At 62.3% G+C, this 10,840-nt stretch carries 10 protein-coding genes; all 10 read left to right on the plus strand.

The features are described from left to right. A partial coding sequence (locus tag VL197_08615; protein ID HUJ18043.1) for a HEAT repeat domain-containing protein occupies nt 1-1,888 on the plus strand: 1,888 nt, incomplete at its 5' end. After that, nucleotides 1,882-2,697 (plus strand): protein-glutamate O-methyltransferase CheR, encoded by an 816-nt coding sequence (locus VL197_08620; GenBank protein HUJ18044.1) that lies wholly within the window; start codon nt 1,882-1,884, stop codon nt 2,695-2,697. The genes VL197_08615 and VL197_08620, both read left to right, overlap by 7 nt. Before the next feature lie 2 nt (nt 2,698-2,699). Further along, on the plus strand, nt 2,700-3,092 hold the full coding sequence (locus VL197_08625) for a response regulator (GenBank protein HUJ18045.1): 393 nt from the start codon (nt 2,700-2,702) through the stop codon (nt 3,090-3,092). After that, complete coding sequence (cheY, locus tag VL197_08630; GenBank protein HUJ18046.1) at nt 3,085-3,477, plus strand: chemotaxis response regulator CheY; 393 nt, start codon at nt 3,085-3,087, stop codon at nt 3,475-3,477. Before VL197_08625 ends, cheY begins: the two co-directional genes overlap by 8 nt. 85 nt (nt 3,478-3,562) lie before the next feature. Then, nucleotides 3,563-5,347 carry a chemotaxis protein CheA gene (locus tag VL197_08635; GenBank protein ID HUJ18047.1) on the plus strand — a complete coding sequence of 595 codons (1,785 nt, stop codon included), beginning with the start codon at nt 3,563-3,565 and terminating at the stop codon, nt 5,345-5,347. A gap of 88 nt (nt 5,348-5,435) precedes the next feature. Further along, on the plus strand, nt 5,436-6,635 hold the full coding sequence (locus VL197_08640) for a protein phosphatase CheZ (GenBank protein HUJ18048.1): 1,200 nt from the start codon (nt 5,436-5,438) through the stop codon (nt 6,633-6,635). Between the two features lie 119 nt (nt 6,636-6,754). Then, the gene (locus VL197_08645) at nt 6,755-8,263 is read left to right on the plus strand and encodes a methyl-accepting chemotaxis protein (protein ID HUJ18049.1); all 1,509 of its coding nucleotides are present in this window, start codon (nt 6,755-6,757) and stop codon (nt 8,261-8,263) included. A 211-nt stretch (nt 8,264-8,474) separates the two neighbouring features. Then, nucleotides 8,475-8,882 (plus strand): bacteriohemerythrin, encoded by a 408-nt coding sequence (locus VL197_08650; protein ID HUJ18050.1) that lies wholly within the window; start codon nt 8,475-8,477, stop codon nt 8,880-8,882. A 43-nt stretch (nt 8,883-8,925) separates the two neighbouring features. After that, entirely contained in the window at nt 8,926-9,978 is a 1,053-nt protein-coding gene (locus tag VL197_08655) for a chemotaxis response regulator protein-glutamate methylesterase (protein HUJ18051.1), read from the plus strand. Between the two features lie 29 nt (nt 9,979-10,007). After that, nucleotides 10,008-10,840, plus strand: an 833-nt coding sequence (locus VL197_08660) for a methyl-accepting chemotaxis protein (GenBank protein HUJ18052.1), incomplete at its 3' end; no start/stop codon positions are given.

Raw genomic sequence — 10,840 nt, forward strand, 5'->3', positions numbered from 1 at the left:
GGGAAATGACGATAAGTACGTTCGAGAGGACTTTGCCATGCTCGAACGAAACGAACTTACCACGTGGTTGCAGAAGCTTGCCGATGCCGACCCTGTCGAGAGAAGATGCGCGGCTGAGGCGCTTGCGGCCGGAGATGAACGCGCGGTCTATCCCCTCATCCGGGCGCTCCGCGACGATAACCCCGGTGTCCAGGACGCGGCCATGCGGTCGATCATTGCCATTGGCGGCGAGGCGACCGCTTACATGGCGCTTCCGCTCCTGCGGGAAAACCCATTCCTCAGAAACACCGCCCGCATCATCCTCCACCATATCGGACGGCCCTCGGTCCCGCTCCTCCGCCCGCTGCTCGCCGACAAGGATGACGATATCCGGACCTTTGCGCTTGACCTCGTCGGGGACATCGGGTGGTGCGAATACCAATCCGACATCGCGCGCCTGCTCAAGACCGACCCGAACCAGAACGTGCGGGCATCGGCCGCAAAGGCCCTGGGCACCCTGGGCGATCGCGGCGCCCTCCCGTCGCTGATCGCCGCGCTCACGGACAGCGAGTGGGTCTCCTTCTCGGCCCTCGAAGCCCTCTCCCTGCTGAAGGACGAATCCTGCGAAAGCGCGGTCCGGGAACTGCTTTCGGGGCCTTCGGAAGCACTGCGTTACGCGGCCATCGAGACGCTGGGTAGGATCGGCTCGCCCCGCTCGAGCCTTGCGCTGGTTGACCGCCTGTCCCACGCGGGAACTGGCGAGAAGTCCGCGATCGTGAAGAGCCTGGTCCAGATCGGCCTCACGCCGTCCATGGCCGAGGTCGGGGACCTGCTGATCGAGATGTTCACCCGGGGCGACTGGGAGGAGCGGCTGATCGCTCTCCGGGGGCTTGCGGACCTTGCCGACCGGCGCGCCATCCCGGTCATCCTCGACATCGCGGGCTCTCTGGATCCCTCGGACCCGGAGAACGAGGAGCGGCTGATCCTCGCGCGCCAGGCGCTGGAGAAGTTCGGCTGCGTGCCGGCGCTGACCGCGGTCCTCGCCGACCCGGCAATCAAGTTCCGGGGAAAAGTGCTCGCCATCGAGGTCATCGGCGACCTGCAATGTCCCGAGGCGGTGCCCAGCCTGATTGCCCAGATGGAGGGCGACCTGCGAGAAGTGCGGAGGGCCAGCATCCTTGCCCTGTGCGGGATCGGGGGCGAGCAGGCGCTCCGGGAGCTCCGACTGCGGATCAACGACCGCGACGGCCATGTGCGCCGGTGTGCGATCGCTGCCCTCGGCCGGTCCGGCGACCGGGAGTCCTTTTCTGCCATCCTGTCCCACCTGGACGTCGAAAACTACCGGGATGTCCTCGAGGAGACGGTACAGGCCCTCCTCCGGATCGACGCAGCGGCCCTGTACGCGCAACGCGGCGCTCTGGTCCCCTTCGTGCGGGAGACGATGGCCCGCTTCGCATCGGGCATCGACATGCTGATCACACTTTCCCGCGACACGGACCCCGCCGTCCGGCTCGCGGCCCTGTCCGGCCTCGGACGGTCCGAGGACGAACGGTCGACTGCGCGGATGACCGAAGCGCTCCGGGACGAAAATCCGGAAGCGCGCAAGATAGCCATCGCGGCGCTGGGCGCCCGGCGCTGCTGCCTCGACGATCTGAGATCGGCGCTGGCGGACGCGGACCCCTGGGTGCGGCTTACGGCGGTCAGGGCTTTCGGCGAATCGGGCTCACCCGAGGCGGGCAAGGCCCTGATACCCCTGCTCTATGACCGGGAAGCGCCCGTGGTGCTCGCGACCATCGAGACCCTCGAGCGGCTCGGCGCCGGCGAGGCCGTCAGACTGGCCGCGTTGCAGAACCACCCTGATGCGGCGGTCCGGGAGCGGGTCGCGGAGGTCGTGGAGCGTTTATGCTGAACCCTGTGTTGCCCGACCCCACCTTCAGGCAGATCCGGGACTTCATCTACGAGAAGAGCGGCATTTATATAACCGACGCGAAGAAGTATCTCGTCGAAAAGAAACTGGGCGCGCGGCTCCAGGACAGGAACGTCGGCAGCTTCGAGGACTACCTGTCCCTGGTCCGGTACTCCGGCGGCGACGAGCTCGGCCGCCTCTTCGATGCCATCACCACGAACGAGACCTACTTCTTCCGCGAACCCCAGCAACTGCAGGTCTGCGTCGAATCCGTGGTGCCGGCGGTCCTGCAGCAGAAGAGCGCCAGGGACATCCGCATCTGGTCGGCCGCCTGTTCGACCGGCGAGGAGGCCTATACCCTGGTCATGATGCTGATGGAGAAGAGGAGCTGCAGCCGCATTGACGTCGTCGCCTCGGACATCAGCAACGAGGTGCTGGCGTCGGCACAGAAGGCGGTCTACGGCTCCTATTCGATGCGGAACGTGCCGGAACCGTACCTGAAAAAGTACTTCAAGAGCAACGGCTGGACGCACGAACTCGACCCGTCCGTCCGGGCACCGGTCCGGTTCATGAACATCAATCTCATCGACGCAGCGAAAATGCGCGCGGTGCAGGGAATGGACGTCGTATTCTGCCGCAACGTGCTCATCTATTTCGATGACCGGGCGAAGCAAAAAGCGGTATCGCTGCTGTACGACAGCCTGCGGCCGGGGGGCTTCCTGTTCATCGGCTCCTCCGAAAGCCTCCACAATGTGACGAGGGCGTTCAAGCCCGTCGTCTTTGACAAGGTCGTTGCTTATCAGAGGGTGTAGCCATGAAAATACTGATCGTGGACGATGACGCGACAACGCGGAAACTGCTGGGCCTGTACCTGAAGACGAAAGGGTACGAGATCGCCTATGCCGAGAACGGGCTCGACGCCATCGAGAAGGTGGGCAGGGAAAAGCCCAACCTTATCATCACGGACCTCAACATGCCCTACATGGACGGTATCGAGTTCGTGAAGACCATGCGGGCCGACCCGGCGCGGCAGGAGCTCCCGATCCTGATGGTCACGACCGAAGCGGACCCGGAGGAGCGCGAGCGGGCGATGTCCGTGGGCGTGAACGGCTATCTCGTGAAGCCGGTGACCGCGGATGTGGTCATCCAGAACATACGGCATATCTTAAAGAACATGTTCGCACAAGGAGGAAGTTCCCATGCCTGATCTCAAGATGAAAATACTCGTCGTCGATGATTTTTCGACCATGCGGCGGATCGTGAAGAATGTGCTGAAGCAGATCGGCTTCGAGAACATCGAAGAGGCCGAGGACGGCGCACAGGCACTGGCAAAAATGAAGGGCGGCGGCTACGGCTTCGTGGTGACCGACTGGAACATGCCGAACATGGACGGCCTCGAGTTCTTCAAGACCGCCCGCCAGGAGCCGGCCCTCAAGGATGTCCCGTTCCTGATGGTCACGGCCGAGGCGGAAAAGGACAAGGTCATCACGGCGATCCAGGCCGGCGTCAACAATTACATCGTGAAGCCGTTCACGGCCGAGATCTTCAAGGAAAAAATGGACCGGATTTTTGAGAAACTGGAGAAAAAATAGCGCAGCCGGGAGCGCTCGGGGTCGGGAGAGACAGCGTGAATACTGCACCGAGCACCCAACTCGACGCTCCGAACGGGAGTCAATCATGCCTGATGAAATGGAAGAAATAATTGCGGAGTTCGTGACCGAGTCCGAAGAGACCCTGGACAAGGTGGACCCCCTCTTCGTGGAACTGGAGGCGAAGGGCCACGACCAGGAGATCCTGAACAAGCTCTTCCGGAGCGTCCACACGATCAAGGGCGCGGCCGGGTTCCTGGGGCTGCAGTCCATGGTCGATGTGGCGCACAGCGCGGAGAACATCATGAAGAAGCTGCGCGAGGGTGAGATCGCCATATCCCGCCGGCTCATGGACGCTGTGCTCAAGAGCGTCGACATGCTCCGGCTCCTGCTCAGGCATGTGAAGGACAAGGACGGCGCCCAGGAAAACATCGGACCGGTCGTGCAGGAATTGAATGCTGCGCTCGAGCTGGCCCTTCAGGCAGCCGGCGCCGTGGCAGCGACAGCGACGGCCGGTGAGCAGAAGAACGGCCGAAGCCCGGACAAGAGCCCGACGCCAGACGCCCCGGCTCTCAACGCCGAACTCCGGACGCCGGGCTCCGAACCGGAAGCGGCGATGGCCGGGCAGCCGCTCATTGCCGAAGCCGGACCAGCCGCAGCGGTAACGCCTGAAAGGCAGGACGCCCTCCAGACCCTCCGCGTGGACGTGAACAAGATCGACAAGGTCATGGACCTGACCGGAGAGGTCGTGCTCGTGCGGAACCGGCTGCTCAACATCGTGAACCGGCTCGAGCACCAGTACAGCGACGACCATGACGTCCAGAGCCTGCTCGAGGCCGTTTCCTTCCTCGACCTGATCACGTCGGACATGCAGCTCGGCGTCATGAAGATGCGCATGCAGCCCATCGCGAAGGTGTTCAGCAAGTTCCCGCGCCTGGTCCGGGACATTTCCGGCCCGCTCGGCAAGGCCGTGGAGCTCAGGGTATCCGGCGAGGACACCGAGGTGGACAAGTCGGTGATCGAACAGATCGGCGACCCGATGGTGCACATCATCAGGAACGCCGTCGACCACGGCCTGGAGACGCCCCAGGAGCGGCTCGGGAAGGGCAAACCGGCCGCCGGCACCATCTCGATCAGCGCGGCCCAGAAGGGCACCCAGATCGTGATCGAGGTGTCCGACGACGGCAGGGGCATCGACGTGGAGAAGGTGAAGCGGAAGGCGATCGAGAAACAGCTGATCACCGGGGAAGACGCCGCGCGCATGACCGAAGAGGCGCTCGTGAACCTCGTCTTCCTTCCCGGTTTCTCCACGGCCGAAGTTGCCACGGAGCTTTCCGGCAGGGGCGTGGGCATGGACGTGGTCAAGACGAACATCTCGAAGCTGAACGGCACCGTCGAAATCATTTCGAAAAAGGGCGCGGGAACCACCTTCAGCATCCGGATCCCCCTCACCCTGGCCATCATCCAGACGCTCATGGTGCGGTCGGGCGGCTCGCGGTACGCGATCCCGCTCGCACCCGTCGAAGAGACGCTCACGGTGTCGAAGGACAGCATCTCGGATATGGGCGGTACGGAAGCGCTGGTCATTCGCGGGAAGGTCTATCCCCTCTTCAACCTGGCCGAGATCATCGGCTCCGGCGGGAATGGCGGCGTTCTCCGCTATGCCGTCGTGGTCGCCATCGGCGACAAGCGGTTCTGCATCGGCGTCGACGAGCTGCTGGGACAGGAGGAGGTCGTGATCAAGACCGTGTCGGGCATCAACACGGGCTCATCCTCCATCCTGGGTGCAACGATCACGGGCGAAGGCAAGGTCGTGTTCATCCTCGACCTCGCCGCGATCGCGAAGAGCGCCGTGGGCTACGCACGGGTGTGAGAAAAAATCGATTTTCGCAGCGCTCAATCCTCATTGAGGATTTCGAAATCAGGCATTCGAGTTTACAGGACACGTAAGGAGGCCGTCAGTGGAACAGTACATCGGGTTTCATCTTCACACGGGAGAATATGGGATCCCGATCACGCGGGTGCGCGAGATCATCAACCTGCCTGAGATCACCCAGATACCGCAGTCCCCGCCCTACCTCAGGGGCATTACGAACCTCCGCGGGAGCGTCATCCCCGTCGTGAACCTGAAGCATCTGATCCGCGTGAAGGACGACGGCACGGGCGGCCGCAAAGTGATCGTCATCGCCAGCGGCAGGATAACCTTCGGCCTTCTCGTGGACGGCATCAGCGGGGTCATCAGCATCGATGAGGCGGCGATCGAGTCGCCGGAGAACCTCACGCAGGGCCACTCGGACCAGGTGCAGGGCGTGGCCAAGCTCGACGGCCGGCTCGTCGTGCTGCTGGACATCAAGAAGCTCATCCCCCTCGACGACATGAGCCTCCTCGAGGACATGGCCGCTGAAGTTTCGGACGCCGGTGCCGACGGCGCCCGGTCGGTGACGCGGTCGGTCCAAACCATGGGGGGCGAGGTGAGGATCAGGGAGCTTCTCGAAGCCCGCTCCTCCTACGAGAAGACGATGCGTGTCGCGGAGAACGACCCGCGCCAGGAGATCCTGAACGACATCATGTGCTTCATGACCGCTGTTTCCGAGCAGAACTACGAGACGGCCGATGCTGCGATCCAGACGATCGTCAAGAACGGCCATGGGGACCTGTTCAAGGAGGTCGGCAAGATCACCCGGAAGCTGCACGACTCGATCAAGAGCTTCAGGGAGGCCGTTGATCCCCGCCTCAAGGACATTACCCGGGCCGAGATCCCGAACGCCGTGGACAAGCTCCAGTTCGTGATCGAGAAGACCGAGGAGGCAGCGAACAAGACGATGAGCGTCGTGGAAAAGTACATCCTGCGCATGGACGACCTGTCGGGCCATATCCGGAAGGTGCAGGGACCGCCCGAGACGATCGAGTATCTCAAGGTGTTCAAGAACGGGCTCGAGGACGACTTTACGGAGATCCTGACCACCCAGTCCTTCCAGGACCTGACCGGCCAGACGATCAAGAAGGTCATCACGCTCGTGAACGACATCGAGGGCGAGCTCGTGCGGCTCGTCACCTCCTTCGGCGTCAAGATCGAGCCGGGGTCGAAAGAGCCTGCGGCTGCGGCCGAGAAGGTCTCCCAGTCCGACGTCGATGATCTGCTCAAGGAGCTGGGATTTTAGCAGGTGCGAAATCAACGGGCATATGTGCGGCCTCAAGGCTGAGTGCCTTGAAGGCGGCGGAAAGGATGCTTCATGAATCAACGACGGGTCTTCTACAGCACCGACCGGGGAGGCCGCCTATGAATATCGGCGAAAACAGCATCGGCAAGCGGTTCCTGATCCCTACACTCCTCCTGATGGTTGCCCTGCTGGGATTGCTCGGACTGTTCATGACCATCAGCGGGACGGCTGCACTAAAGGGGATGATGGAATCGAAAGGCACGGCCGAGGCGGACTTCATGACGAAAATCAGCGCGGCGTCCTACCAGAATTTCGACGTCATGTCTCTCGAGGAATACGTCAGGAACATCACGAAAGACCCGGAGGTCGCCTTTGCCGTTTTCACCGATCCGCAGAACAAGCCGGTCACGAAGGCCAGCTCCGAACCCGCGGACACGGCCGACCTCCTGATCTTCGAGAAGCCCATCGTCAGCGCAGACGGGGTCGCGCTCGGCAAGCTCAAGCTGGCGTACCACCGGACTGCGCTCGAAGCCGGCATCCGGAAGAACGTTCTGATCGTCATCCTCGGCATTGCAATCGCCATCGCGCTCTTCGCCGCCGGGCTCACCCTTCTCGTCGACCGCCTGATCACGCGGCGGGTCAGGGCCACGGTGGACCGCATCCGGGACGTTGCCCAGGGAGAAGGCGACCTTACGAAGCGGCTGAAGGCGGACGGAAGCGACGAATTGAGCGAACTGGCACAGTGGTTCAATACGTTCCTGGACAATCTGCAATCCATCATCGGAGCCGTTCAGGCCGGCATCGGGGACATCTCTTCAGCGAGCCACACGTTCATCAATACCGCAGGCGACCTCAAGCGGAAGGCCGACGAACAGCGGGCGCAGACCGAACAGGTGGCGACAGCCATGAGCGAGATGTCGCAGACGATCACCGACGTGGCGAAGAATGCCACCGATACGGCTTCAACGGCCCGGGAGTCGGCGGACATCGCATTGCGGGGCAAAAATGCCGTGGAGCGGACGGTCCAGGAGATGGTCCGGATCGCCGAGTCCGTCGGTGCGGCGGCCGGTACTATCACGGAACTGGGAAACAGCTCTGCACAGATCGGAGAGATCGTCACGGTGATCAACGGCATCGCGGACCAGACCAACCTGCTGGCCCTGAATGCCGCGATCGAGGCGGCGCGCGCCGGCGAACAGGGGCGTGGATTTGCCGTCGTGGCCGACGAGGTGCGCAAGCTGGCGGAGCGGACGGCACATGCGACCAGCGAGATTGCGGAGCGAATCCGGAAGATCCAGGCGGACACGGAAAGTGCCGTGGCGAGCATGACGACAGGCAAGGCGGAAGTGGAGAACGGCGTCAAGCTAGTGGAAGAGACAAAAGGCTCCCTGGACCTCATCTTCTCTGCGGCGACGAAGGACATGGAGCGTGTCAGTCACATAGCGGCCGCGTCAGAGGAGCAGTCTTCCGTTGCCGAGGACGTGACCCGGAACATGGACTCCATCGTCGCAATTACCGTACAGACAGCGGGCACGACGGACCGGATCGCGGCGGCATCCGGCGACTTGGAGCGCCTGTCGTCGGACCTGAAGGCAAAGGTAGGCTGGTTCAATGTCGGAAGGGCATGACTTTCCCGCATCAAATAGTCTTGGGGTCATTGCAGAGCCATACACTGCATGAAAGCCTAAGATGCAAAAATATGAAACCACAGTGGTCGCAGAGGAAAGCCGAAGCAGAGGAGAAAGCTGTCAAGAAGTTGAACGGTCGGCTTCTCTCCGCCTTCTTCTTGTCCTTGGTGGTGCAAGATTTTTTTCGCGAAATATCTGAAGAGGAGGAGCTATGGCACTGATCACCTGGACGGAAGCACTGAGCGTCAACATCAAAGAGTTCGACGACCAGCACAGAAAGCTCGTCGCCATGGTCAACGAACTTCACTCGGCCATGGGCTCGGGCAAGGGCAAAGACGTGATGGGAAAGATCCTCGACGGCCTGGCGGAGTACACGAAGTCGCATTTTGCGGGCGAGGAGCGTCTGATGCAGAAGCACGGATATGCAGGGTATGTTGCGCACAAGGCGCAGCACGACGCGCTGACCAAGCAGGTCGCCGAACTGCACGCCAGTGTACGCGAAGGAAAGGCGGTCGTCACCGTCGATGTCATGAACTTCCTGAAGGACTGGCTGGCTCGCCACATCATGGATACGGACAAGAAATACGGTCCGTTCCTGAACGGAAAGGGCGTCGCGTAGGCCTTTTTTCGGATGAGGCAGCTCCGACGGATTGGTGAGGGACATGACCGTAACGGTTCTCATAGTAGATGATTCCGCCTTCATGCGGAACGCGCTCACGAACATGCTGTCCTCGGACCCCGAGATCCGCGTGATCGGCACGGCGCGCGACGGAGTCGAGGCGGTGGAGAAAACGGCCCAGCTCCAGCCCGACGTGGTGACCATGGACGTGGAAATGCCGCGCATGGACGGGATCGAGGCGCTGCGGCTGATCATGGACAAGACGCCCGTCCCGGTGATCATGGTGAGCTCGCTCACCACGGAAGGAGCCCAGGTCACGCTCGAGGCGCTCGAGCACGGCGCCGTGGACTTCATCCCCAAGAACCTGTCGGAGCTCTCGATCAACATCGTCAAGATCAAGGCGATGCTCATCGATACGGTGAAGCAGATCGCGCACAGCGGCAGGCTGAGGAAGCGGCGGTCCGTCCCCCTGGTCCGGACCGCGGAGGCGCCCCGCGTGATACCCGCCCGGTCGACGGGCGAGCGGCGGATGGGAATCGTGGCCATCGGCACGTCCACGGGAGGCCCCAGGGCGATCCAGGAGATCCTCCCCCGGATTCCCAAGGACTTCCCGGTGCCGATCGTGATCGCCCAGCACATGCCGCCGAACTTCACCGGCCCCTTTGCCGAGCGCCTGAACCAGCTTTCCCAGATCACGGTGAAGGAGGCGGTCGAAGGCGAGGCCCTCAGGCCGGGCGTGGCCCTCGTAGCTCCCGGCAGGGGCCACATGCACCTCCTGCGGCCCCGCGGCCTTGAGACGGTCGTCAACATCTCCGAGAACCGCGATGAGTTCATCTACCGGCCCTCGGTGGACTATCTGATGCAGTCCGTCGCGGATTTGTTCCCCGGCAGGGCCCTCGGTGTGATCCTGACCGGCATGGGCAGCGACGGCGTAAAGGGCTTGGCTGCGCTGAAAAAGACAGGCGGCAGGATCTTCGCTCAGAACGAGGAAAGTTGCGTTGTCTACGGCATGCCGCGCGCGGTCGTGGACGCCGGCATTGCCGATAAGATACTGTCCATCGAGGAAATGGCCGGCGAGATCGTGAACGCGGTGTAAGGAAAAGAACTGCTCCAAAGAGGTGAGATATGAAAATGTCACTGTCAAAGAAGCTCTACGGTTCTGCGGGCGTCATGATCCTGGCGCTCATGATCGTGTCGGTCCTGTCCGCTCTCGGCCAGCGCTCCCTGATCAAGGGATATAAGTCCCTGTCCGACGATGACGGCGCCCAGATGCAGGCCAGCATGGAGTCGGTAAACCGGCTGGGCCAGGCCGTGCAGGCCTTCAAGAGCTTTACGATCCGCGGAGACGACAAATATGCCAAGGAGTTCAGGGAGCACGTCCAGGTAATGGGGGACAAGATCGAAATCTTCCATAAGCTTGTGAAAGACGACGTCGAGCGGAACCTGTACGAGAACGCAAAGGCGGCCTTTGATGCCTATGAGCACGGCATCGATGCCCTGATTGAGGCAAGGAAAAAGAGCCGCGATATCCTCGCCATTGACAAGAGCGTTGGCGTCGGCGTGGACATGCGGCTCCGCATTGCGCTCGAAGACATGAACGATCAGGCCAAGAAAAACTACGAAGACAAGAGCGCGAAGCTCGCCATAACAGCGTCGCGGCTGAACTTCTTCCAGGCGGGGCTCGCCATCGCTGCCGTCATCGCGGGCCTCGTGCTCAGCACGTTGATCATCCGCGGCATCCTGCGCTCGGTTGCCGCCGTCAAGACGGCCGCCGAATCGGCCTCCCGGGGCGACCTGTCGCAGGAGATCAGCATCGGCACGGCGGACGAGATCGCGGAGATGGCCAGGAGCTTCAACCAGATGACCATGAACCTGCGCCGTGTCGTGGGGGAGATCAATACGGCGACGAACGCCCTGGCCTCGAGCTCGGAGGAGCTGTCGGCCACGTCCGACGACAT

This window comes from Nitrospirota bacterium, assembly GCA_035516965.1.
GTDB lineage: Bacteria > Nitrospirota > UBA9217 > UBA9217 > UBA9217 > MHEA01.

Excerpts from the sequence above, each read along its gene's own strand:
- VL197_08620 (HUJ18044.1), top strand. The coding sequence starts at position 1,882 with ATGCTGAACCCTGTGTTGCCCGACCCCACCTTCAGGCAGATCCGGGAC.
- VL197_08625 (HUJ18045.1), top strand. The coding sequence starts at position 2,700 with ATGAAAATACTGATCGTGGACGATGACGCGACAACGCGGAAACTGCTG.
- cheY (HUJ18046.1), top strand. The coding sequence starts at position 3,085 with ATGCCTGATCTCAAGATGAAAATACTCGTCGTCGATGATTTTTCGACC.
- VL197_08635 (HUJ18047.1), top strand. The coding sequence starts at position 3,563 with ATGCCTGATGAAATGGAAGAAATAATTGCGGAGTTCGTGACCGAGTCC.
- VL197_08645 (HUJ18049.1), top strand. The coding sequence starts at position 6,755 with ATGAATATCGGCGAAAACAGCATCGGCAAGCGGTTCCTGATCCCTACA.
- VL197_08650 (HUJ18050.1), top strand. The coding sequence starts at position 8,475 with ATGGCACTGATCACCTGGACGGAAGCACTGAGCGTCAACATCAAAGAG.
- VL197_08655 (HUJ18051.1), top strand. The coding sequence starts at position 8,926 with ATGACCGTAACGGTTCTCATAGTAGATGATTCCGCCTTCATGCGGAAC.